Origin of the sequence: Streptomyces sp. C1-1 (assembly GCF_050214755.1) — a bacterium.
Lineage (GTDB): Bacteria > Actinomycetota > Actinomycetes > Streptomycetales > Streptomycetaceae > Streptomyces.
The window spans coordinates 8,511,081-8,535,434 of the sequence record NZ_CP189826.1; the positions used below are offsets into that span (position 1 = coordinate 8,511,081).

Consider the following 24,354-nt stretch of genomic DNA (forward strand, 5'->3'; position numbering starts at 1 on the left):
CCCTCTTCGAGAAGGTGCCGATGCCGTCCTACTCCTTCGTCCTCAACGGCGAGAAGGTCACCGTCGAGGCCCCGTCCGACATGCCGCTGCTGTGGGTGCTGCGCGACCTGCTGCACGTCACCGGCCCCAAGTACGGCTGCGGCGTCGGCGTCTGCCGGGCCTGCACCAGCCATCTCGACGGAGAGGAGATCCAGCCCTGCGTCGTCAAGGTCAAGGACTGCGCGGACCGGAAGGTCACCACCATCGAGGGCCTGGCCGACGGCGACACCCTGCACCCCGTGCAGCAGGCCTGGCTCGACTGCGACGTCTCCCAGTGCGGCTTCTGCCAGCCGGGGCAGATCATGGCCGCCGTCGCCCTGCTGAAGAAGACGCGCCACCCCACCGACGCCGACATCGACGGCATCGAGAACGTCTGCCGCTGCGGCACCTACGCCCGCATCCGTGAGGCGATCAACAAGGCGGCCACGAAAATCACCCCCTGAGTGGCCCGGGTCACATGGCCACGGGCGCATGGCACCGACACCATGGGGGACGTTCGTCGGCAGGCTGAAGGGAGCGGTGATGTTCCGCAAGGTGCTGGTCGCCAACCGTGGTGAGATCGCGATCAGGGCGTTCCGCGCCGGCTATGAGCTGGGCGCGCGGACGGTCGCCGTCTTCCCGCACGAGGACCGCAACTCGTTGCACCGGCTCAAGGCCGACGAGGCCTACGAGATCGGCCAGCCCGGCCACCCCGTGCGGGCCTACCTGTCGGTCGAGGAGATCGTCCGCGCCGCGCGCAGGGCCGGCGCGGACGCCGTCTATCCGGGCTACGGCTTCCTGTCGGAGAACCCCGAGCTGGCCAAGGCCTGCGAGGAGGCGGGCATCACCTTCGTCGGGCCGAACGCGCAGACGCTGGAGCTCACCGGCAACAAGGCCCGAGCCGTGGCCGCCGCCCGCGCGGCCGGTGTCCCGGTGCTCGGGTCCTCCCAGCCCTCCACCGACGTGGACGAACTCGTCCGCGCCGCCGAGGAGATCGGCTTCCCCGTCTTCGTGAAGGCGGTCGCCGGCGGCGGCGGGCGCGGCATGCGCCGCGTCGAGGCCCCGGCCCAGCTCCGCGAGTCCATCGAGGCCGCGTCCCGCGAGGCCGCCTCCGCCTTCGGAGACCCGACCGTCTTCCTGGAGAAGGCCGTCGTCGACCCCCGCCACATCGAGGTGCAGATCCTCGCGGACGGCCAGGGCAACGTCATCCACCTCTTCGAGCGCGACTGCTCCCTCCAGCGCCGCCACCAGAAGGTCATCGAGATGGCGCCCGCGCCCAACCTCGACCCCGGGCTGCGGGACCGGATCTGCGCCGACGCGGTCCGCTTCGCGCGCGAGATCGGCTACCGCAACGCCGGCACCGTCGAGTTCCTCCTCGACCGCGACGGCAACCACGTCTTCATCGAGATGAACCCGCGCATCCAGGTCGAGCACACGGTCACCGAGGAGGTCACCGACGTCGACCTCGTCCAGGCCCAGCTGCGCATCGCCTCCGGCCAGACCCTCGCCGACCTCGGCCTCTCCCAGGAGACGGTGAAGCTGCACGGCGCGGCCCTGCAGTGCCGTATCACCACCGAGGACCCCGCCAACGGCTTCCGCCCCGACACCGGGCGCATCAGCGCCTACCGCTCGCCCGGCGGCTCCGGCATCCGTCTCGACGGCGGAACCACCCACGCCGGTACGGAGATCAGCGCGCACTTCGACTCGATGCTGGTCAAACTCACCTGCCGCGGACGGGACTTCAAGGCCGCCATCGGACGGGCCCGGCGCGCGGTCGCCGAATTCCGCATCCGCGGCGTGGCCACCAACATCCCGTTCCTGCAAGCGGTGTTGGACGACCCGGACTTCCAGGCAGGGCGGGTGACGACCTCGTTCATCGAGCAGCGCCCGCACCTGCTGACCGCCCGCTCCTCGGCCGACCGCGGCACCAAGCTGCTCACCTACCTCGCCGACGTCACGGTCAACAAGCCGCACGGCGAACGGCCCGAGCTGATCGAACCGGTCACCAAGCTGCCCCCGCTGCCCGCCGGTGAGCCCCCGGCCGGCTCCCGCCAGAAGCTCGTGGAGCTCGGCCCCGAGGGCTTCGCCCGCGCCCTGCGCGAGTCGCCGACCATCGGCATCACCGACACCACGTTCCGCGACGCCCACCAGTCCCTGCTCGCCACCCGGGTGCGCACGAAGGACCTGCTGGCCGTGGCACCGGTCGTCGCCCGCACACTGCCCGAGCTGCTCTCCCTGGAGTGCTGGGGCGGCGCGACGTACGACGTCGCCCTGCGCTTCCTCGCCGAGGACCCCTGGGAGCGGCTGGCCGCCCTGCGCGAGGCCGTCCCCAACCTCTGCCTGCAGATGCTGCTGCGCGGCCGCAACACCGTCGGCTACACCCCGTACCCGACGGAGGTCACCGACGCCTTCGTGCACGAGGCCGCCGCCACCGGCATCGACATCTTCCGTATCTTCGACGCCCTCAACGACGTCGGCCAGATGCGCCCCGCCATCGACGCCGTACGCGAGACGGGCACCGCGGTCGCCGAGGTCGCCCTCTGCTACACCTCGGACCTGTCCGACCCGAACGAGCGCCTGTACACGCTGGACTACTACCTGCGGCTGGCCGAGCAGATCGTCGCGGCCGGCGCGCACATCCTGGCGATCAAGGACATGGCCGGACTGCTGCGCGCCCCCGCCGCGGCGAAGCTCGTCTCGGCGCTGCGCCGCGAGTTCGACCTGCCGGTCCACCTGCACACCCACGACACGGCGGGCGGCCAGCTCGCCACCTACCTCGCCGCCATCCAGGCGGGCGCCGACGCGGTGGACGGCGCGGTCGCCTCGATGGCCGGCACGACCTCCCAGCCGTCCCTGTCCGCGATCGTCGCCGCCACAGACCACTCCGAGCGGCCCACCGGCCTCGACCTCCAGGCCGTCGGCGACCTGGAGCCGTACTGGGAGAGCGTCCGCAAGATCTACGCCCCCTTCGAGGCGGGTCTCGCCTCCCCGACCGGGCGCGTCTACCACCACGAGATCCCCGGCGGCCAGCTCTCCAACCTGCGCACCCAGGCCGTCGCGCTCGGCCTCGGCGACCGCTTCGAGGAGATCGAGTCGATGTACGCGGCCGCCGACCGCATGCTCGGCCGGCTGGTCAAGGTCACCCCGTCGTCCAAGGTGGTCGGCGACCTCGCCCTGCACCTCGTCGGCGCCGACGTCACCCCGGAGGACTTCGAGGCGACGCCGAACAGGTTCGACATCCCCGACTCGGTGATCGGCTTCCTGCGCGGAGAGCTGGGCACCCCGCCCGGCGGCTGGCCGGAGCCCTTCCGCAGCCGGGCGCTGGAGGGCCGTGCGCAGCCCAGGCCGGTGCAGGAGCTGACGCCGGAGGACCGCGAGGGCCTCGCCAAGGAGCCCCGCGCGACCCTCAACCGGCTGCTCTTCCCCGGCCCGACGCGCGAGTTCGACACCCACCGCCAGGCCTACGGCGACACCAGCGTCCTGGACAGCAAGGACTTCTTCTACGGTCTGCGCCCGGGCAAGGAGTACGCCGTCGACCTCGAACCCGGCGTCCGGCTGCTCATCGAGCTGGAGGCCGTCGGCGAGGCAGACGAGCGCGGCCTGCGCACCGTGATGTCCACCCTGAACGGCCAGCTGCGCCCGATCCAGGTGCGCGACAAGGCCGCCGCCTCGGACGTCCCGGTCACCGAGAAGGCCGACCGGTCCAACCCCGGCCATGTGGCGGCGCCGTTCGCCGGTGTGGTCACGCTCGCGGTCGCCGAGGGCGACGAGGTAGACGCGGGGGCGACCGTGGCCACGATCGAGGCGATGAAGATGGAGGCCGCGATCACCGCGTCCCGGGCGGGACGGGTGAACCGGCTGGCGATCAACCGCATCCAGCAGGTGGAGGGCGGCGACCTGCTGGTCGAGATCGGCTGAACCGACGGAGCCGGCGACGGGGCGGTGCGCGCGAGAGCGGGCGCCGGGGACCCGGAGACGTCCCCCGCCACCTGGGTCAGCAGGCCGGGGCCGAGCATGGTGATGTTGTACCGGGCGCCGCAGATGCGGCCCGAGTACGGCAGCTCGGGCGGCGCGAAGGACACCACGTCTCCGGGGCCGAAGGAATCCCGCACACCCCGGTGGGCGTGGTCCTCGATCGTGCCGCTCAGTGGGGCCGGCGCACGAGCCTCCACTCCTGCGAGCCGTCGGCCACCGAGCTGCGCAGGGTCAGCGGGGACCCGGGGGACTCGCCGGTCAGATAGAGCCCGGTGTTCCGGGCCGCCTGGAGGCGGTAGTAGCCGTCGGCGGTCCTGATCAGGTTCCAGCTGCCGGTGGGGCTGTTGTCGACCCACTGGCCGATCCTCTGGCCCGCCGTCGCGTTCCCCGTCCAGATCGCCGCCGCGGTTCATCGACCCTCCTGGTCGGTGTTCCGGCTGTTCCCGCTGCTCTCGGTGTGGTCGCCGCCGACGGCGACCTCGCTCTCGCCGACGAAGACCCGCACGTCCCACGCGCCGAGCCGCACCGTGGCGCCGGCGGTGAGGCGGCTGCCGTCCAGCACGTCGGACAGCTCCGCCGGTGCCTGGACGGTGGCCGGTTCCCAGCTCCAGTTGTGGACCACGTGGAGGCGGCGCCCGTCGACGGCCGTGCCGGTCGTCGCGGTGACGGACGCCGGGAGGTCCTGCCACGGGGTGCGCGCCCGCGGCGCCAGCCAGGCGGCCAGCGCCCGGGCCAGCTCACGCCCCGGCACGGTGCCGACGTGGGTGACGCGGCCTCGGCCGTGTCGGCGCGTGGTGACGGCGGGCCAGCGGCCGAAGTGCGGATGGTCGTACGTCACCAGCACGTCGGCGTCGGTGACGGTGAGGCCGTCGGCCCAGTACGTGGCGGTGGCCGTCTCCGGCAGCCGCAACTCCCCGTCGGGGACGGCACGGACGCGGACGTCCCGCAGCAGATTGCTGAACTCGTCGTACGACACCCCCGCGGCCTCCGTCAGACGCCCGGGCGCCGGTTCGGTGCGGGCCCGGGCCTCGTGGTCGGCGTAGCCGGTGCGCGGGCCCAGGACCAGGTGGCCGCCCGCCTCGGCGTAGGCGGCCAGCCAGTCGAGCGCGGAGTCGGCGGCGAGGTAGAACGCCGGTACGACGAGGACCGGATGGCGGGAGACGGCCTCCCGCGGCGAGAGTCCCTCCCGCTCGCCGCGCGGGTCGTGCAACTGGCGGGCGTGGACGATGCGGACCTGTCGGCCGGCCTCGAAGGCGCCGCGGTGGAACGGGTCGAAGATGCGGTGGTAGGCGGCCGGGTCGGGCTCGCCGTGGGGCCCGGGCAGCGGCGGGTACTTCTCCATGAGCCACTTGCTCGGCGTCGAGTGGAGCAGGGTGATGTCGGCGTCCGGTTCGATCCCCGCAACCAGCGGGCCGGCGGTCTCGAACTCGGCACCCAGGCGGGCGAGTTCGGCGTACGTCCGGCCGGGCCGGCCGGTGTGCGGGAGGACGCCGCCCCAGTAGGTCTCGGCACCGAAGTGCAGGGTGTGCCAGTGCCAGTACTCGATCATGCGGGCGCCGCGCGAGACGAGCGCCCAGGCGGCCTGGCGCCACTGTCCGTCGTAGGCGGGCCGGTTGTGCCACGGCTCGCCGATGGACCCGGCGTTGGTCTCGGTGACCAGGAAGGGTTCCTGGCGGGAGGAGAACATCCAGTCGGCGGTCTGGTAGAGCGCCCACACGCCCGTGGTCTTCCAGCCCTGTTCGTGGCCCTCGGGCGTGGGATCGGGCAGCAGCAGGCCGTCCTGCATCTCGTAGTAGGGATTGCCCGAGGCGATGTCGAGGGAGTCGGTGAGTTCGTCGTCCTCCACCGCGGGACGGGTGTAGGAGATGCAGGTGGTGACGAACTGCTCGGGGCGGGCGTACGCGCGGACGATGTCGGCCTGCCAGCCGATGAACTCGGTGACCTGACGGGCCTGGAACTCCCGCCAGGCGACGTCGTACTGCGGCTGGGCGTTGGCGTCCGGCGTCCACAGGTCGGCCCAGGTGGACAGGCGATGGGACCAGTAGACCAGGCCCCACTCGCGGTTGAGGGTCTCGACGTCGCCGTACTGCTGCCGCAGGTGGTCCACGAAGCGCTGGAAGACACCGTGGTTGTGCAGGAGCTCCAGGCCGGGTTCGTTGTCCACCTGGAAGCCGATGACCGCGGGATGGTCCGCGTACCGGCCGACGATCGCACGGACCACCCGCTCGGCGTGGAAGCGGAACGCGGGGTGGGTGAAGTCCACCTCCTGCCGGGCGCCCCAGCCGATGCGCTCGCCGGTGCGCCGTTCGCCGGTGATCTCGGGATACTGGCGGGCCAGCCAGGGCGGGACGGCGTACGTCGGCGTGCCGAGGACGACGGAGATGCCGCGCTCGTGCGCACCGTCCAACACCGGTCGCAGCCAGTCCAGTTCGAACCGACCGTTCTCCGGCTCCCAGGTCGACCAGACCGATTCGCCCACCCTGATCACGGTGAAGCGGGCCTCGGCCATCAGGTCGAGGTCGGCCTTGAGGCGTTCGGCGGGTTGTGCGGTGCCGTAGGGGGGTCGGTACTCGTGGTAGTACGCGGCGCCGAACAGGACACGGGCAGGCAGAGCCGCCATGAAGAAGACCTCCGGGAAGAGGAGAGGGGAGCAAGGAGCGAGGGAGGGCTACTGCTTGACGCTGCCCGCGGCCAGGCCGCTCTGCCAGTACCGCTGCAGCAGCAGGAACGCCACGACGAGCGGGACGATCGACAGCAGGGAGCCGGTCACGACGAGCGGGAGCATGTCGCCGCTGCTGCCCGCCCCGCCGTTCTGCGCCTGCGCGGCCCAGGAGGAGAGACCGACGGTGACCGGATAGAGGCTCGGGTCGTTCAGCATGATCAGCGGCAGGAAGTAGTTGTTCCAGGTCGCCACCAGCGTGAACAGCAGGACCGTGACCAGGCCCGGCGCCAGCAGGCGCAGCGCGATCCGGAAAAAGATCCGCGCCTCGCCCGCGCCGTCGATGCGAGCGGCCTCCAGAATGCTGTCCGGGACGGCGTCGGCAGCGTAGACGCGCATCAGGTACAGGCCGAACGGGTTGACGAGGGACGGCAGGATGACCGCCCACGGGGTGTTGACCAGACCCGCCTTCGCGAAGAGCAGATAGGTCGGGATCGCCAGGGCCGTGGCCGGCACCATGACGGCACCGAGGACGAGGTTGAAGGCGAACCGGTCGCCGCGGAAGCAGAACTTGGCGAAGCCGTACCCGCCGGCCGCGGCGAGCAGCGCGGCCCCGACCGCGCTGACACCCGCGTACATCACGGTGTTCAGCAGCCAGTGCAGGAAGACCCCGTCGTCCTGGGTGAAGGTGTCCTCGATGTTCGCCGGCAGTTGCGGGGCGTGCGAGAACCACAGGCCGAAGGTGTTGACGAGGTCCTGGGTGTTCTTCGTCGAGGCGATCAGCAGCCAGCACAGGGGGAGGAGGAAGTAGGCGAGCGCCGCCAGCATCGCGATGGTGAGGGGGGTGCTGCGGCGCACCCGGCGGCGCCTGGTGCGGGCGGCGCGCACGGGTGCCGGGGCCGTCGGCGCGGCCGCGGGGGCGGGAGTCGTGGTGGTCACGGTGTCCTCCTGCGGTTCGCGGTGAGCAGGACGCCGTAGGAGGCGATCACGATGACGAGGCCGAGGAGGAAGGAGACGGTGGCCGCGTAGTCGACCTGCTGGCCGGTGAAGGCGAGGGAGTAGGCGTAGAGGTTGGCGGTGTAGGAGGAGCTGATGACGTCGGGGGCGATCTTCATCAGCAGGTTCGGCTCGTTGAAGAGCTGGAAACTGCCGATCACGGAGAACAGCAGGGTGAGCAGGAGAGCCGGACGCAGCGCCGGCAGCTTGACCGACCGGGCGACCCGCCAGGCGCCGGCGCCGTCCACCGCGGCCGCCTCGTACAGCTCGTGGGGGATCGTCCGCAGGGCCGCGTACAGAATGATCATGTTGTAGCCGACGAACTCCCAGGTCACGATGTTGGCGAGGCTGCCCAGCATCCAGCCGTCGCTGAGGAAGTGCGGTACCGGCACGGCCAGCTTCCGGCCCAGTTGGGCGAACGGGCCGAAGTCCGGGCCGTACAGATATCCCCACATGAGGGTGGCGACCACGCTGGGCACCGCGTACGGCACGAAGATGCCGAGCCTGATCACCCGGGCCAGCCGCAGCAGCCCGCTGTCCAGGGCGAGCGCGAACAGCAGGGCGAGCAGCAGCATCACGGGCACCTGGACGACGAAGAACAGCGCGACCCGGCCGAGGCCGTGCAGCAGCCGGGAGTCGCCCAGGGCCTGGACGTAGTTGTCCAGTCCGACGAAGACCGTGCCGCCGATCAGCCGCTCCTGGAAGAGGCTGAGGTAGGCGGCGTAGCCGAGGGGTGCGAGGAAGAGCAGCAGGAACAGGACGAGGAACGGGGCGACGAACAGCGGCCCCGCCGAGCGTTGACGCCGTACTGCGCTCATGTCAGCTCCCCTTGACGGTGAAGCCCTGCTTCTTGGCGTACGTGGTCAGCCGCTGTTCCCAGGTGCCGAGCGCGGTGACGGTGTCCGACCTGTCGGCCAGCGACTTGCCCACCGTCTCGGTCCAGTCGGTGGCCGCCTGGTCGAGGAACGGCGGCCACTGGAAGGAGGAGTTGACCGTGTCGCCGACCTCCGCGAACACCTGGTTGACCCGCTGGCCGCCGTAGAAGGAGGGGGTGTCGCCGGTGAAACTCGCGTCCGTGAGCAGGGACTTGGTGGCGGGGAAGAAGAACTGCTCGGTGGCGAACATCTTCGCGCTGGCCGGGTCGCTGTTGAGGAACTGGGCGAACACCGCTGCCGCGATCGGGTTCTTGGTGGAGCGGATGACCGCGGTGGTCGAGCCGCCCCAGTTGCCCGAGGCGGGCTTGGCGGCGTCCCACTGCGGCAGCGGGGCCGCCCGCCACTTGCCGGCGGTGGCCTTCGCGGAGCCCGAGAGGAAGACCGGCCCCCAGGCCGCGGTGAGCCAGGTGGCGTACTTCCCCTTGTTGAGGGCGGCGTACCAGGAGTCGGTGAAGTCCGGCTCGACACCGATGACGCCCTCCTTGGCCAGTCCGCCCCAGTAGGCGCCGTCTTGGAGACCGCGTCGTCGACGCTGATGGTGATGTCGCTCTTGCCCGAGGTGACGTACGGCTTTGCGCCCGCCTGCCACAACAGGCCGTGCCAGGCTGCCACTTGGTTGGCCGCGAGGTTGGTGAGGTACACGCCGGGGTCGGCCTTGTGGAGCTTGCGGGCCGCCTGCGCGAACTCGTCCCAGGTCTTGGGTACCTGGATGCCGTGCCGGTCGAAGATGTCCTTGCGGTACAGCATGCCCATGGGCCCGGTGTCCTGGGGCACCGCCCAGACCTCGCCGTCGGGGCCGCTGACCTGACCCCATGTCCAGTCCACGAACCTCGACTTGAGCGCGCTCGCGCCGTACGGCCGCAGATCCAGCAGGCTGTTCGTGATGGTGAAGGTCGGGATGGCCTGGTACTCGATCTGCACCATGTCGGGTGCGCCGCTGCCGGCCTTGAGCGCGGTGCGCAGTTTGGTGTACTGCGGGGTGCCCTGGCCCGCGTTGACGATCTTGACCTTGACGGCCGGGTACTTCTGCTCGAAGAGCGCCACCTCCTTGGCGATGTTCGGGACCCAGGTCCAGAACGTCAGCTCGGTCGGCGTCTTCATGGCCTTGTCGATGTCGGCCTGGCCGACGGGCTTGGCGGAGCCGGACGAGCCGCCCGAGTCACCGCCGCCGCACGCGGTGAGGGCGGCGCCGAGCGACAGGGCTCCCGTGGTGGACAGAAAGAGCCGGCGGCTCATGGGCGAAGGGCTGGATGTGGGCATGGTGAACTCCCGCCGGTGGCAAGGGTGGAGGCACGCCTGGCGAGGGCGTGCGTGTGCAGGGGAGGAGAGGGGCGCCTGAGAAGTGGAGCGACGCCTGCTCCGAGAGTGTGCTGGTGAAGGGGCCGCCGGGCTACGGGGCGGACGTCACGGCTCGGGTGCGGGTGAGAGGGGCGGGACGGGCTGGGCGCGTCGCCCCGGTGTGTGCCGCGGCGGCTGACCGGTGCTGATCAGCGGCGGGTTGCGGAACCTCCGTTCGGCGGCGCGGTCGATTCGCGGACGATCAGGTCGATCGGCGGGCCGTCCGACGACAGCGGGTCGGCCTCCGGGTTCTCGATGGCGTGCACCAGACGCTTGAGCCCCTCCTGTGCGACGGCGTCGAAGGGTTGCCGCACCGTGGTCAGGGGAGGTGTCACATAGGCGGCGACCGGGATGTCGTCGAAACCGGCGACGCTGACGTCCTCCGGCACCCGCCGTCCGGCCTCTCTCAGCGCGCGGATCAGGCCGATCGCCATGTCGTCGTTGGCGCTGAAGACCGCCCTGACGCCCGGATCCCGGGCGAACTCGCGGCCCGCCGCGTAACCGGACGCGGCCGACCAGTCGCCCTCGACGGGCTCGGGCAGGTCCCTGCCGTGGGCCGTCAACGCCGTCCGCCACCCCTCCAGACGGTCCCGGGCGGCGTACCACCGCTGTGGACCGGCCAGATGATGCACCGTCACATGCCCGAGCGCCAGCAGGTGTTCGGTGGCGGCGTGGGCCATGAGATCGGCGCCCGCGCCCGCGGTCAGCACCGCGGGCGCGGTCAGGGGCGGTGGCGGTGCGCCGATGACGAGGACCGGCACGCCGATGTGCAGGGGGGCGCCGTCGTCGCCCTGCTGCTCGTCGATCGGTTCGGAGATGACGATGCCGTCCACGCCCTGGTCGAGGAGTGAGTCGACGGCACCGGCGAGGCCCGCCGGGTCACCCTCCATCGTGTTGACCACACGCAGGGCGTAACCCGTGTCGCGGACGACCCGCTCGACGCCCATCAGCAGGGAGGCGGGCCCGTACAGGGCCGTGCCCAGCGTGATGACACCGATCGAGCGGGTACGCCCGGAGGCCAGTGCCCGGGCGGCGTTGTTGCGCCGGTAACCGAGCTGCTCCGCCGCTTCGAGGACGCGGCGGCGCACCTCGGCGGAGACATAGGGCTCTTCGTTGAAGACGCGCGACACCGTCTTCTGGGAGACACCGGCGAGACGTGCCACGTCCACGCTGTTCGGCGCGCCGGAGCCGCCGCTCCGTCCTGTGCCTCGCGTCATGGTGCCTCCCGGTGACCGCACGATCGGCCCCAATGATGTCAGACACCGCCGTCTGACTGCGCAGTCATGTCTACGCAGTCAGAGTCGTGACGTCAAGGGTTCTGACACACGGAGGAGTCTGAGGGCCCTCAGGAAGGCTGGACCTCTTCGAAGAGGGCGAGGGCTTCCGCGGGGTTCGCGCTCACCAGGCGCTCCAGGCCGGCCGTCGTGATCTTCGCCCACCTCTCGGCCCGGGCCCACATCCGTTCCTCGAAGGCGCGGACGGTCTCGTCCAGATCTCCGGAACCCGTGGCGATGCCCTCGGCGAGTTCGGCGCCCTCCAGCATCGCGAGGTTCGCGCCCGCCCCCAACGGAGGCATCAGATGCGCGGCGTCCCCCAGGAGCGTCACCCCCGAGGCATGGGCCCAGGTGTGGGAGACCGGCAGGACGTACAGGGGGCGGTGGGTGAAAGCGGCGCCGTGGCGCAGGAGTTCGAGAACGGGAGCGGCCCAGCCGTCGAACAGCGCCAGCAGGCTCGATCGCACCGCCTCGACGTCGGCCGGGTCCAGGCCCGCGTGCCAGTCCAGCGGTGCGCGGAACTGGGCGTACACCTTGACGTAGCCGCCGCTGTTGCGCTGGGCGACGAGCTTCCGGTTGACGCCGTACACGGCCACGGAGCCGTCGCCGACGAGCCGGGCGAGGTCGGGGTGACGGGTGTCGACGTCGTCCAGCGAGGTCTCCACCGAGGTGACGCCGGTGTAGTGCGGCTGCACCGGCGACACGGCGGGCCGGACCCGGGACCAGGCGCCGTCCGCGCCGACGACGAGATCGAACATCTCCTGCCGCCCGTCGGTGAAATGGACCAGCGCACCGTCCGCGGCGCCTGGCGTCACCCGCGCCACGCCCCGCCCCCACTGGACGTCGAGAGGGCCGAGCAGCAGGTCACGGAGTTGCCCGCGGTCGATCTCGGGATTGGCCCGCTCGTCGGGACGCGGTCGCCAGTCGCGCAGGACCGTCCCGTCCGTGTCCAGGATGCGCATGGCCTGCCCTTCGGGACGGGACAGCGCCTGGAACTCCGTCAGCAGTCCCGCCTTGTCGATCGCGAGCTGGCCCAGCCCTTCGTGCAGGTCCAGGGTGCCGCCCGGAGGGCGGGCGTCGGGGGAGGGGTCGCGTTCGAAGACGGTGGCGTGGTGGCCGTGGCGGTGCATGACACGGGCGAAGGTGAGTCCGGCGGGGCCGCTTCCGACCACGGCGATACGATGTCTCATATCGATACACTGTATTTCTCGCTTACGATGCACCGCAAGCAACTGCACCGCAAGCAACGGAACGGTGTGATCATGACTGTGTGGGACCGGCCCGAGCCGCCGGCTCGCCCCGCGCCGCTCGACCGGGAGCGGATCGTCGCCGCCGCCGTCGCGCTGGCCGACGAGGGCGGCCTGGAGGCGGTGTCGTTGCGCAAGGTCGCCGCCCGGCTCAACGCCGGACCGATGCGCCTGTACGGCTACATCTCCACCAAGCAGGAGCTGTTCGACCTGATGGTGGACGAGGTCCAGGCCGAGATCCTCCCCGAGGAACCGCCCGGTGACTGGCGGGAGGCGCTGAGCACGCTCGCCCACCGCACCAGGCGGGCCGCCCTCCGGCACGAATGGCTGGCCGACCTGCTCGGCGGCCGCCCGAGCCTGGGCCCGAACGGCCTCGCCGTGACCGAGGCCACGCTGGCCGCCCTGGACGGCCTCGCCGACATCGACACGGTGATGCGCGCGGTGGAGACCGTCAGTGCCTACTTCACGGGCGCGATCAGACGCGAGATCGCGGGCGTACGTGCCGAGCGGGCCACGGGCCTGTCGAAGCGCGAATGGCAGCGCGCCTTCGGCCCCCATGTGACGAGAATGCTGGCCACGGGCCGCTTCCCGGCGCTGAGCAGGGCCGTGCACGACGGCACCGACGTGGACGCCGAGACCACCTTCACGACCGGCCTGGACTGGGTCCTCGACGCCGTCGCCGCCAAGCTGCAGACGCCTGACCTTGGCGATCGGTGATCGGTGATCGGGGATCGCTGATCGGTGATCTGTGATCAGCCAGGTCAGGCGCCTTGCGTGTGCCTCTAGAAGAAGCCGAGCTTCTTCGGCGAGTACGACACCACCGTCTGCCAGGCGCTGTCTCGGTAATCCGGGGGCTTGGCAGCCCCACCCTGTGGGCGTGAAGATCGGTGCGTGGCCGTTCGGCGGGCGTCGAGGAAAACCTGCCACCAGCACCGCCCCGGCCTGCGTAAAAGCGCCTTGGATGACGTGGGCGTACCTGCGCTCCCGAGCGCGCCGCCCGTGGCACTGCCGCCGCTGACGCCGCCGCTCGACAGCGCCGTCTGACTGATCATGCACCGTATGGCGGAGGACCAGCTCGACCGCGAGCGGTACGCAGACCACTCGGCTCGAAGAACAGGCACCCCGCCGCCCGCGACCACGTGGGCAACAAGCCAACGAGACCCGGTGGGCGTCGGCACAGCGATGAGTGGGGGCCGACGTTCGGTCGTGTCGGCTTGTAGTCCGTCTATGAACGCGCGCCGCAGATCGCTCAATAACTTCACATTCGGTGCGAGAAAGAGGACCGCCGCTTGCGCAACTGCCACGCTCACAAGCGCCGAAGGAGGTGGCTGTGACCTCGATCGCGGAGACCCGGGAATCGCCCGCTCTTGCTGTGGGTACGACGGCGCAACGGATCACGGACCTCGCTGCTCGACAGCGACGGGCCCTGGCCGGCGGATCGGCACAGGCCGTGGCCCGGCAGGCCGCGCGCGGCCGCCTCACCGCTCGCGAACGCCTGACTCGGTTGCTGGATGCGGATTCCTTCGTCGAGACCGGCGCACTGGTGTGCGGCCGGAACGGCAGCGGCGACACGGCCTACGGCGACGGCGTGATCACCGGCTTCGGCACGGTCGACGGACGCCAGGTGTGCGTCTTCGCGCAGGACGCCACCGTCCACGGAGGCAGTATGGGCGAGGCGTTCGGGGAGAAGGTCGTCAGGACGATGGACCTGGCGATGGAGACCGGGTGCCCGGTCATCGGTCTCAACGACTCCGGCGGTGCACGCATCCAGGAGGGCGTGGCCGCCCTGGCCCTCTACGCCGAACTGGCCTGTCGCAACGTCCATGCCTCCGGCGTCATCCCGCAGATCTCCGTGATCATGGGCCCGTGTGCGGGCGGCGCCGCCTACTCGCCCGCCCTCACCGACTTCACCGTCATGGTCGACGGCACCTCGCACATGTTCGTCACCGGCCCTGACGTCATCGAGTCGGCCACCGGGGAACGGACGACGGCCGAGGAACTCGGCGGAGCCCGCGCCAGCAACTCCGTCAACGGAAACGCCCATTTCCTCGCCGAGGACGAGGACGATGCCCTCGACCTGGTCCGGGTCCTGCTCTCCTACCTTCCCGCGAACAACCGCTCCGGCTGCCCCGAGTACGCTTTCGCGCCGGCCGCCTCCTTCGACGATCCGCGCCTGGACGCCATCGTCCCCGATCGGCCCGAGGCGGCGTACGACATGCGAGAGATCCTCGTCTCGGTCGTCGACGACGGTGAACTGCTCGAAGTGCACGAGCTGTTCGCACCCAACATCCTCTGCGCCCTGGCCCGGGTCGAGGGCCGCTCCGTCGGCGTCGTCGCGAACCAGCCGTTGCACAGCGCCGGTGTGCTCGACATCGACGCCTCCGAGAAGGCTGCCCGGTTCGTCCGCTTCTGCGACGCGTTCGGCGTACCGCTGCTGACCTTTGCCGATGTCCCCGGCTACCTTTCGGGCACCCACCAGGAACAGGCCGGGATCATTCGGCGCGGCGCCAAACTGCTCTACGCCTATGCCGAAGCCACCGTGCCGAAGATCACCGTAGTGGTCCGCAAGGCCTACGGCGGCGGTTACGCCGTCATGGGCTCCAAGCACCTGGGCGCCGACGTCAATCTCGCCTGGCCCACCGCCAGGATCGCCGTGATGGGCGCTCAGGGGGCGGTCGGCGTGCTGCACCGCCGTGAGCTCGCCGCAGCCGCGGCGGTCGGCGAGCGGTCGGCGGCGGATCTGAGGGCGAAGTTGGTGGAGCAGTACGAAGCCGTCTGCGGCACCCCCTACGCGGCCGCCGCGCGCGGCTACATAGACGCGGTCATCGAGCCCCGCAGCACCCGCTCGCACATCGCTCGCGCCCTGCGTGTGCTGCGCACCAAACGTGCCACCGTCCCTGACCGGCGGCACGGCAACATTCCGCTGTGAGTGCTGCAGCGAAGCCGTGATCGCAGTCCCCGGTCCGTGAGACGACCAGTGACGTGAGGAGTACTCCCATGCCCTCGCACGCCTTGCCGCACACCTCCGACGCATCAGGCACAGCGCCGGACGACCCGAGCAGTCTCTCCGCTCACCTTGCCCACTGGGCCCGTCACACCCCGGGCCGTCCCGCGTTCACCTTCGCCGAGCACCCGGCGCCCGGTCTCCGGGCCAGGCACCGCACGCTCACCTGGCACCGCGTCGACATACGCACGCGCGCGGTCGCCTCCCGGCTGAGGGAAACCGTGGCTCCCGGCGAACGCGTCGCCCTGCTCTGCGGCCAAGGCCTCGAATACATCGTCGGTTTCCTCGCCGCGCTCACCTCCGGCGCCGTCGCCGTCCCCCTGTTCACCCCCGACCTGCCGGGTCACGCCGACCGCCTGGCCGGGATCCTCACCGACGCACGGCCCGTCGCCGTGCTCACCACCAGCGCCGGTGCCGACACGGTGAGCGCCTTCCTCGCCGCACATGGTCTGCGGTCCCGGCTGATCGTCACCGACCTCGTTCCCGACGACCAGGCCGATGGCCGACGTGTCCCCGCTCCGGACGGGCAGGCGACCGCCTACCTGCAGTACAGCTCCGGCTCCACCCGCACACCGACCGGCGTCGAGATCTCGCACGCGAACGTCGTCGCCAACGCCCGCCAGGCGCTCACCGCGTACGGCGCAGACGAGCGGCCGCCCACCATGGTCGGCTGGCTACCGCTCTACCACGACATGGGGCTGGTGCTCAGCGTCGCCGCCCCCGTCGTCCGTGGACTGCGGTCCGTCGTCATGGACCCGCTGGCCTTCCTGCGGCGGCCCGCACGCTGGCTGCGCCTGCTGTCCGAGTTCCCGAACGCTCTCAGCGCCGCGCCGAACTTCGCGTACGACTACTGCGCGACCGTCATCTCCGACGAGGACAAGGCCGGCCTCCGGCTGGTCCGGGTCGCCGTGCTCGTCAACGGCAGCGAACCTGTGCGGCCCGAAACCGCCGACCGCTTCCACGCGGCCTTCGCCGACCAGGGACTGCCGGCAGAGGTGCATTCCCCGTCCTACGGGCTCGCCGAGGCCACCGTCTTCGTCAGTGCCCATCGGCCGGGACAGCCGTTGCGCCGGTACTCCCTGGACCGCGAGGCCCTGGCGGCCGGCAGCGCCGTTCCCGTCGCCCCGGATGATCCGGCCGCGGTCCTGCTCGCCGCCTGCGGCGAACCTGTCGGGCAGACGATTCGCATCGTCGACCCCGTCACCACCGCCGTCCTGCCGCCGGGGGTGGTCGGCGAGGTCTGGGTCCAGGGACCCAACATCGGGCGCGGCTACCAGGGTCGCGGCCCGCAAACCCGTGAGACCTTCCAGGCCCGCTTGGCACACGAACCCGGCCACTGGCTGCGGACAGGTGATCTCGGCACGGTGCTCGACGGGCAGCTCCTGGTCACCGGCCGCCTCAAGGACCTGATCATCGTGGACGGGCGCAACCACTATCCGCAGGACGTCGAAGGCACCGCGCAAGCGGCCCACCGGGCGATACGCCCCGACCGTCTCGCGGCCTTCGCCGTCCCGGCCGGACAACTCCCCGCCGGCCGGGACCCCGCTGTCGACACCGAGACCCGTGCCGCGATCGCCACGGAGTCCGCGGTGATCGTCGCCGAACACGTCCGTGGCCTGCCCGCCCCGGCCCGCAGTCCCCAAGAGGTCGCTGCCGCCGTACGCGCGGCCGTCTCCGCCCGGCACGGCCTGCGGCTGGCCGACGTGCTGCTGGTCCGGCCCGGCAGTGTGCCGCGCACCTCCAGCGGCAAGATCTCCCGCACCCTGACCCGCGCCCGCTATCTCGACGGTTCCTACGAGCATCCGGAACGGGGCACGTCATGAGCGCGACAGCGGACGGACCGATCGGTCTGAGGCGGTTGGTCGTCGAACGGATCGCTTCCTGGGCGGGGCTGCCGGAGGAGGACGTCACCGGGGACCGGCCGTTGGCGGAGCTCGGACTTTCCTCGCGCGATGCGGTCGCCATCACCGGAGAACTGGCCCACGCGGTCGGCCGTGAGCTGCCCGCGACCCTGCTGTGGGAAGCGCCTACCGTCGACGCGCTGGTCACCCTCCTGGGCGGCGCGGCGCCCGACCCGCAGGCCGTGCACGTGTCCCGCGGGGCATTCGCCGACGAGCCGATCGCCGTGGTCGGAGTCGGCTGCCGGCTGCCCGGAGGCGTGCGCGGACCTGGTGACTACTGGCGGCTTCTCGTCGAGGGCACCGACGCCGTCACCCAGGTGTCCCCAGGACGTCGGCGTGACTTCGTCTCCGTGGTGCCGTCGGACACCAACCCATGGGGCGGCTATCTCGACGACGCCACCCTGACCGGATTCGACTCCTCCTTCTTCAGGGTCTCCCCGCGTGAGGCCGACGCGATGGACCCTCAGCAGCGCATGCTCCTGGAGGTGACGCAGGAGGCCCTCGACCACGCCGCCGTCCCCGCCGCCCGACTGGCGGGCACCGCCACGGGGGTCTTCGTGGGCATCTCGACCCAGGACTACGGTCGGCTCACGAGCGCCGACCCCGAGACCGTCGAGGCCTGGGCGACCACCGGCGCCGCTTCCTCGGTCGCCGCAGGCAGGCTCAGCTACGTCTACGATCTGCGCGGCCCGAGCGTGGCCGTCGACACGGCCTGTTCCTCCTCCCTCGTCGCCGTCCATCAGGCCTGCACCGCCCTGCGCGGCGGTGACTGCGACACGGCGCTCGCCGGCGGCGTCAACGTGCTTCTGACACCCGCCGTCACCGCCGCCTTCGACCGCTCCGGGGCTCTCGCGCCCGACGGCCGGTGCAAGCCGTTCTCCCGGTCGGCCGACGGCATCGGCCGTGCCGAGGGCTGTGCCGTCGTGGTCCTCAGACGTCTGAGCGACGCACTGCGCGAGGGCGACCGGATCCTCGCCCTCATCACCGCCACCACCGTCAACTCCGACGGCCGCTCCAACGGCCTGACCGCGCCCAGCCCGGCGGCGCAGCGCGCCCTCCTGGAGACCGCCTACGCAAGTGCGGACCGTGACCCCGCGACCGTCGACTACGTCGAAGCGCACGGCACCGGCACGCCGCTCGGCGACCCCATCGAGGCAGGAGCACTGTCCGAAGTCCTGGGCCGCGCACGCCACTCGGACCAGCCACTGCTGCTCGGCTCGGTCAAGGGCAACCTCGGCCACCTGGAGGCCGCCGCCGGGGTGGCGGGACTCGTCAAGACCGTCCTCGCCCTCCACCACGGCGTCATCCCCGGCTCGCTGCACTGCGACACGCCGGCCCTGGACGACGAACGGCTGCGCGTGGTCGTCGAACCCGAGCCCTGGCCCCGCTACAGCGGGACCGCGACCGCCGGAGTCTCCGCCTTCGGCTTCAGCGGCACCAACGCGCACGGCGTACTGGAGGACTGGCAGCCCCCGACACCTGCGGCATCCGACCCGCCCGCCCCGGAGAGCGCCGGTCTGTTCCAGCTCAGCGACGCGGACTCGGCCCGGGTCCGGGACACCGCCGCCCGGCTCGCCGACTGGCTCGACACGCCTGGCGGGAGCGCCGTGTCGCTCCGGGACATCGGACGGACCCTCGCCGGGCGCACCGGCCGAGGTCCCGCCCGAGCGGCCGTCGTCGCGCACGACCGCGCGGAACTGGCTGACGCACTGCGTTCGCTGGCCGCCGGCCGCCCCCATCCGCGGGTCAGTACCGGCGACCGGGACCGGCTCGGGCCCGGCCCGGTCTGGGTCTTCTCCGGCTACGGCTCCCAGTGGGCCGACATGGGGCGCCGACTGCTCGTCTGTGAACCGGCGTTCGCCGCGGCCGTGGAAAAGCTCGCTCCGGTGCTCGCGGCCGAGTGCGGCATCGCCCTGCACGAACTGCTCGACGGCTGCACACCGGACGACCTACGACGTGTGGAGATCGCACAGCCCCTCCTGTACGGCACTCAGCTGGCGCTGGCCGAACTCTGGCGGTTCTACGGCGTCGAACCCGCCGCGGTCGTCGGGCATTCGATGGGAGAGGTCACGGCGGCGGTCGTCGCCGGGGCGCTCGACCCCGCCGACGGTGCCCGTGTCATCGCCGTGCGGTCCCAGCTGCTCACCACCCTGCGTGGCGGGGCGATGGCGGTGGTGGACCTCACCGACGCGGAACTCGACGACATCGCACCGCGGTTTCCGGGTGTCCACCTCGCCGTGCACACCTCACCCGGGCAGAAGACGGTGACCGGTCAGGCACCGGCCGTCGCCCGGCTCGTCGAGCACCTCACGGCCGAGGGGCGCACCGCCCGCACCATGCTGGTCGAGGGAGCCGGGCACTCGCCCCAGGTCGAGCCGCTCATACCCGAACTGGTCGCCCGTCTCGGCGACGTCCGGGGCCGCTCCGGCACCGCCGTACGCGTCTACTCGACCGTCCACGACGACCCCACCGGTCCCTGCGACTTCGACGCCGCGTACTGGGCGGCCAATCTCCGCTCTCCGGTCCGGCTGGCCGGCGCGCTGGCCGCCGCGGCGGCGGACGGCCACACCGCCTTCGTCGAGATCTCGCCGCACCCGCTGCTCCTGCACGCGCTCGCCGAGAACCTGCCCGACGCCCTCCACCTGCCCACACTGCGCAGAGACGACGACCCCGCCCTCACCTTCCGCGGCCAACTGGCCGCCCTGCACACCGCGGGCCATCCCCTCCCGGCCCGCCTGCTCCACCCGGGCGGCGAGGTCGTCGACGTCCCCCTCCCGGCCTGGCGCCACACCCGCCACTGGTGGACGGCCGAACGCAGCAGCCCGGCCGGCGGACCGCCCGCCGCACCTGTCCCGGCGCCGGCCAGCGTGCCTCCTCCGCCGGATCCGGATGCCGGAAAAGGCACGATCACCGCGCGGCTGATCCGCCAACTCGCCTCCATCACCGGCCATCGCCCCGAGCACATCAGCCCCGACGTCCCGCTCACCGCACTCGGCCTGGACTCGCTCATGGCCGTCCGGCTGCGCGAGGCCGCCGTCCGCGAGTTCGGCGTACCGCTGGCGCTGGGCGACCTCCTGCGGGCCGGTACCGTACAGGCCGCCGCGGACATGATCACTCTGGCTCCGCACGACGACCGGGGGACACGCCTTGCGGACCCTACGGCCGCTCCCCGCCCGGTCCGCCGACCTCTGCCGTACCCACTCCGCGCGCTCCAAACGGTCGGCGACCGCCCGCCACTGATCCTGGTCCATGCGGCCGGTGGCACTCCCGACGTCTACCGGTCGCTGGCCGGGCTCCTGGCTCCGGGGCAGCCGGTGTACGGGCTGGACCGGGTGGAGGAGGCGGAGACGGTCGCGTCGAAGGCGCGGGTGTGCTCGGAGGTGATCCGCGAGGCGTGGCCCGACGGCCGTTACCGGATCGGCGGCTGGTCGTTCGGCGGGTTCGTGGCCCAGGAGGCCGCCCGGCTGCTGGCCGCCGAGTTCGCACCGCCCGACGCGGTCGTGCTCATCGACGCCGTATGTCCGCTGCCCCGGCCGTCCGGGCGGACCACCTGGGAAGTGGCACGCGAGCACTTCGAGGGATTCACCGCGTACGTCGCCCGTACCTACGGTGCGTCGCTGGATCTGCCGTACGAGGAACTAGCCGGGCTCGACGACCGGGGCCGCATCGAACGGGTGCTGGAGGCGCTGAGCGCGGTCGCGACCGTCCCACCCGCCGCGCTGCGGCACCAGCGTGACTCGTACCTGGACCTGAGGGCCGGTGAGGCGCACACGCCTCGTCCCTACGACGGCCGGGTGATCCTCTACCGGGCCACCGAGCGCGCCCCGCACACGGTGCGCGACCCGGCCTACGAGCGCGCGGACGACGACCTCGGCTGGGCGGAACTGTGCCCGGACCTGGAGGTCGTGCGCATTCCGGGACACCACCTGTCGCTGCTCGACCCGCCGCACGCCCAGACCATCGCCGATCACTTGAACCGAGTACTCGGCCAGGAGCCGGTCTGAGGATCGGCCGGCGCCGGAACGTCCGTACTCGTCTCCTCCCGACCCCCGCAAGGAGCCGCCCGCCATGTCCGACCGCCCGTCCGCTCACCACCGCGGTCCGTCCCGCCGTACCGTCGCCAAGGCCGCCGCCCTCGGAGTCGCGGGTGTGCTGGCCGGGGCCTGGAAGGCTTCGGCCGCCGGCGTCACCGTCACTCAACTGGACGCCCGCACCTACGACCTCGGCGTTCCCTCCGCCGCGCTGGGCCGCACCGCGCCCGTGCGGATCATCCTGCCGACCTCCTACGCCGACCAGCCGGGCCGGACCTGGCCGGTGCTCTACCTCCTGCACGGCGCGCACGACGACTACACCTCGTGGACCAGGGAGACCGACATCGAGGCGTTCACGGCGAACCGGAACCTCATCGTCGCCATGCCCGACGGAGGTCCCACCGCCATCCCCACGCACTGGCGGACCGGCCCCGACTACGAGACCTTCCAGCTCCAGGAGGTTCCGGCGGTGCTGAGCGCCAACTACCGGGCCTCGGGCGTCCGGGCCGTCGCCGGGGTGTCGACGGGAGGGTACGGGGCGATGGCGCACGCCGCCCGCCATCCGGGAGCGTTCGTGGCCGCCGCGTCGTACAGCGGTATTCCCGACACCATGGTGACGAGGATGCCGTCGATCATCGAGGCGATCGTGGCGCGCGAGAACCTCGACCCCATGACGATGTGGGGCGATCCGACCCGCGACTTGGCCACGTGGCAGGACTTCAACCCCCTGGCCCGGGCGAGCGCCCTGCGGGGCACCGCGCTCTACGTCTCCGTGGGAAGCGGCAGCCTCAACAACCCCGTCGCCATCATCCTCGCGATTATCCAGCTCATCAACGGCAACTTCGACTTCAACGGCGCTCTGCCCGGAGTCCTGGAGAGCCTCGTGGCACCCTCCACCCAGAGCTTCGTCAACGAACTCGGCCGCCTGGGCGTCCCGGTCACCCAGCACCTCTATCAGGGCGGCGGTCACCAATGGAGCGACTGGAAGCGGGAGTTCGTCACCTCCTGGCCGCTGCTCGCCGCGGCGCTCGGTGTGCCGGCCTGATCCGTGGGTGTTTGTCATGAACGGACAACTTCCCAGCCTGCATTATCACTTGCAGAACAGTTCGGCGGGGTCCCGCGGGGGATATCGTCTTCGGTTGTGCCGCCTTGACCGAGCGGTAGGAGCAGACACGATGGATCCCTTCGCTGTCGTCCCTCAGAGATTGGCGGACTTTCTGCGTCCGCATCTCGACGAGATCACCCAGGAAATCGAACGCGAGGTACAGCTTCAGGTACCCGAATACGCGCGGCCCGCCGACGACGCGTATGTGCGAACCATCAGAGCCGGAGTCAGACGGGCTCTGACGCTTTTCGTGGACCGCATCGCCGACGTCGACCAGGATCAGGAGCGTGTCGCTCGCACCTACCAGGAGATCGGACGAGGCGAAGCCGGTGAAGGTCGTGGCCTGGAAGTGCTGCAGGCCGCGCTCCGGCTCGGCGGGCGGGCCGCCTGGCGGCGCCTGACGAAGGCCGCCGACGAACTCGGGCTGGACTCCGGCGAGGTGGCCGCGCTGGCGGAGGCGGCCTTCGCCCATATGCACGAGATCATGCAGGCGGCCACCGAAGGCCACGGTGAGGCCCTGCTGCACAGCACCGGCGAGTTGCAGCGCCGCCGCAAACGCCTGATGGACCTGCTGTTCGCCGATTCGCCGGCCTCCGCCGAAGCGGTCGAGGAACTTGCCCGCGCCGCACGTTGGGCCATGCCGAGGCGTGTCGCGGTCCTGGCTGTGGACGGAATGGAGGAGGACGACGAACGGCTGCTGCCCGTCGGAGTGCTGGCCGACATGAGTGCACGCCCCGCACGTCTGGTCATCCCGGACCCGGACAGGCTCGGCGGGCCACGAAGACACGCTCTCGCACCCGTGCTGCGCGGTCGGCCCACCGCGGTCGGGCCGACCGTCCCGCTGTCCCAGATCGCCGGCTCGCTGCGCTGTGCGGCACGGGCTCTGTCGCTGATGCGTCGTGGAATCCTGCCCGGTGATGGCGTGCTCCGGTGCGCCGACCACCTCTCGACGCTGGTCCTTTACGCGGACGAGCCGCTGATCCGGGCACTGTCGTCCCGGGCTCTGGCACCGCTGGCCGGAATTCCCGCACCGCAGCGTGACCGGCTGGTGGAGACGTTGCTGGCCTGGTTACAGAGCGAGAGCAGCGTGGGGGTGACCGCCGCGCGGCTGCATGTCCATCCGCAGACTGTGCGATACCGGATGAGGCAGTTGGAGAAATTGTTCGGTGAGGCGCTGCGGGATGCGGACGCCCGTTTCGAGTTGGAGATGGCCCTGCGGGCGAACGTGGTCTTCGGCCCGTCCCGTGAACGGGGCCGGTCGGGCCCTGACCGTGAGCATTCCCGGCCGGCGCCGGAGTGCGTACGGCCCCCGGCGTCCCCCCTGCGCTCGACGGGCACCTGAGTGTCGCGCCACAGCCTGTTACAGATCTCAGGCGGGCGTCCTCCCGCGAAGAGGTGCTCACCGCCTCGTCGAACGTTCGCGGTCTCCGGTCTCCGGTGACGGGGCCGGACACCCCGGGTGGGGGCGAGAGGAGGACGCCGGTTCGCCGAGGCCGGCCGCGGCGAGTTCCGGGCCGAGGAAGGGAGCCAGAACGGAAAACGTCAGACCTGGAAGCAGGCTTGGCAGGTCGGCGGTCCTGCCGGCGGCGATCCGCCGGTAGGTCGCGGAGCACACGCCGCCGACCACGGTGTCGATCAACTCGTCTACAGGGAAGGGGAGTTCGCCATCGGGCAGGTCTATGAAGAAGTCCCGGAAACATGCCAACAGAGCCTCGCGCGCGTCTCGGCCCGCGGGCCCTACAGCGTCGATCTCCACGATGGCCATCGTCGCGAACGCGGGAGCTTCGGCCAGGATGCCCAGCAGTGCCCCGAGTCCGGCCCGTACCCGGCCTGGCCAGTCTGAGGCCGCTGGGTGGGCGTGCTCCATGGCG

General features: G+C 71.4%; 14 protein-coding genes and 2 pseudogenes. 8 read left to right on the forward strand and 8 right to left on the reverse strand.

Features of this window, described 5'->3' with window-relative positions; translation table 11 throughout:
- Positions 1-20: 20 nt before the first annotated feature.
- Together ACQF4J_RS38785 and ACQF4J_RS38790 are read left to right on the forward strand one after the other, a co-directional pair.
- Positions 21-482, forward strand: coding sequence for a (2Fe-2S)-binding protein (locus tag ACQF4J_RS38785; protein WP_351802652.1), 462 nt, complete (start codon positions 21-23; stop codon positions 480-482).
- A 79-nt stretch (positions 483-561) separates the two neighbouring features.
- The gene (locus ACQF4J_RS38790; protein WP_351802721.1) at positions 562-3,936 is read left to right on the forward strand and encodes a pyruvate carboxylase; all 3,375 of its coding nucleotides are present in this window, start codon (positions 562-564) and stop codon (positions 3,934-3,936) included.
- 226 nt (positions 3,937-4,162) lie between these two features.
- Here the strand turns inward: ACQF4J_RS38790 and ACQF4J_RS38795 are convergent.
- From ACQF4J_RS38795 to ACQF4J_RS38825, 7 genes and pseudogenes are all read right to left on the reverse strand, one after another.
- Positions 4,163-4,399 (reverse strand): annotated as a pseudogene (locus ACQF4J_RS38795) (RICIN domain-containing protein); the annotation flags it as partial.
- Positions 4,400-4,402: 3 nt separating this feature from the next.
- A complete protein-coding gene (locus ACQF4J_RS38800) occupies positions 4,403-6,613 on the reverse strand; it encodes a beta-galactosidase (RefSeq protein WP_427167839.1) in 2,211 nt (736 codons plus the stop codon).
- 48 nt (positions 6,614-6,661) lie between these two features.
- Positions 6,662-7,591: a carbohydrate ABC transporter permease gene (locus ACQF4J_RS38805; RefSeq protein ID WP_427167840.1), complete on the reverse strand. Its 930-nt coding sequence runs from the start codon at positions 7,589-7,591 to the stop codon at positions 6,662-6,664.
- Positions 7,588-8,466, reverse strand: a complete 879-nt coding sequence (locus ACQF4J_RS38810; RefSeq protein WP_351564940.1) for a carbohydrate ABC transporter permease — start codon at positions 8,464-8,466, stop codon at positions 7,588-7,590. Before ACQF4J_RS38810 ends, ACQF4J_RS38805 begins: the two co-directional genes overlap by 4 nt.
- A 1-nt stretch (position 8,467) precedes the next feature.
- A pseudogene (locus ACQF4J_RS38815) lies at positions 8,468-9,819 on the reverse strand (ABC transporter substrate-binding protein).
- 251 nt (positions 9,820-10,070) lie between these two features.
- Positions 10,071-11,138 carry a LacI family DNA-binding transcriptional regulator gene (locus ACQF4J_RS38820; protein WP_427167841.1) on the reverse strand — a complete coding sequence of 356 codons (1,068 nt, stop codon included), beginning with the start codon at positions 11,136-11,138 and terminating at the stop codon, positions 10,071-10,073.
- A gap of 128 nt (positions 11,139-11,266) precedes the next feature.
- Positions 11,267-12,385 (reverse strand): FAD-dependent oxidoreductase, encoded by a 1,119-nt coding sequence (locus ACQF4J_RS38825; RefSeq protein WP_427167842.1) that lies wholly within the window; start codon positions 12,383-12,385, stop codon positions 11,267-11,269.
- A 72-nt stretch (positions 12,386-12,457) separates the two neighbouring features.
- Between ACQF4J_RS38825 and ACQF4J_RS38830 the strand changes: the two genes are divergently transcribed.
- The 6 genes from ACQF4J_RS38830 to ACQF4J_RS38855 all read left to right on the forward strand — a co-directional run bounded on the left by ACQF4J_RS38830 (position 12,458) and on the right by ACQF4J_RS38855 (position 23,825).
- Complete coding sequence (locus tag ACQF4J_RS38830; RefSeq protein WP_351564957.1) at positions 12,458-13,159, forward strand: TetR/AcrR family transcriptional regulator; 702 nt, start codon at positions 12,458-12,460, stop codon at positions 13,157-13,159.
- A 613-nt stretch (positions 13,160-13,772) separates the two neighbouring features.
- Positions 13,773-15,371: an acyl-CoA carboxylase subunit beta gene (locus ACQF4J_RS38835; RefSeq protein WP_351802648.1), complete on the forward strand. Its 1,599-nt coding sequence runs from the start codon at positions 13,773-13,775 to the stop codon at positions 15,369-15,371.
- A 68-nt stretch (positions 15,372-15,439) separates the two neighbouring features.
- Positions 15,440-17,269 (forward strand): fatty acyl-AMP ligase, encoded by a 1,830-nt coding sequence (locus tag ACQF4J_RS38840; protein ID WP_427167843.1) that lies wholly within the window; start codon positions 15,440-15,442, stop codon positions 17,267-17,269.
- Positions 17,266-21,351 (forward strand): beta-ketoacyl synthase N-terminal-like domain-containing protein, encoded by a 4,086-nt coding sequence (locus tag ACQF4J_RS38845; protein WP_427167844.1) that lies wholly within the window; start codon positions 17,266-17,268, stop codon positions 21,349-21,351. The genes ACQF4J_RS38840 and ACQF4J_RS38845 overlap by 4 nt, the downstream gene beginning before the upstream one ends.
- A gap of 64 nt (positions 21,352-21,415) precedes the next feature.
- A complete protein-coding gene (locus ACQF4J_RS38850; RefSeq protein WP_351564967.1) occupies positions 21,416-22,423 on the forward strand; it encodes an alpha/beta hydrolase in 1,008 nt (335 codons plus the stop codon).
- Positions 22,424-22,583: 160 nt separating this feature from the next.
- On the forward strand, positions 22,584-23,825 hold the full coding sequence (locus tag ACQF4J_RS38855) for a PucR family transcriptional regulator (RefSeq protein WP_427167845.1): 1,242 nt from the start codon (positions 22,584-22,586) through the stop codon (positions 23,823-23,825).
- 57 nt (positions 23,826-23,882) lie between these two features.
- Here ACQF4J_RS38855 and ACQF4J_RS38860 read toward each other — a convergent pair whose 3' ends face one another.
- Positions 23,883-24,239 (reverse strand): hypothetical protein, encoded by a 357-nt coding sequence (locus ACQF4J_RS38860; protein ID WP_427167846.1) that lies wholly within the window; start codon positions 24,237-24,239, stop codon positions 23,883-23,885.
- Between the last annotated feature and the right edge of the window lie 115 nt (positions 24,240-24,354).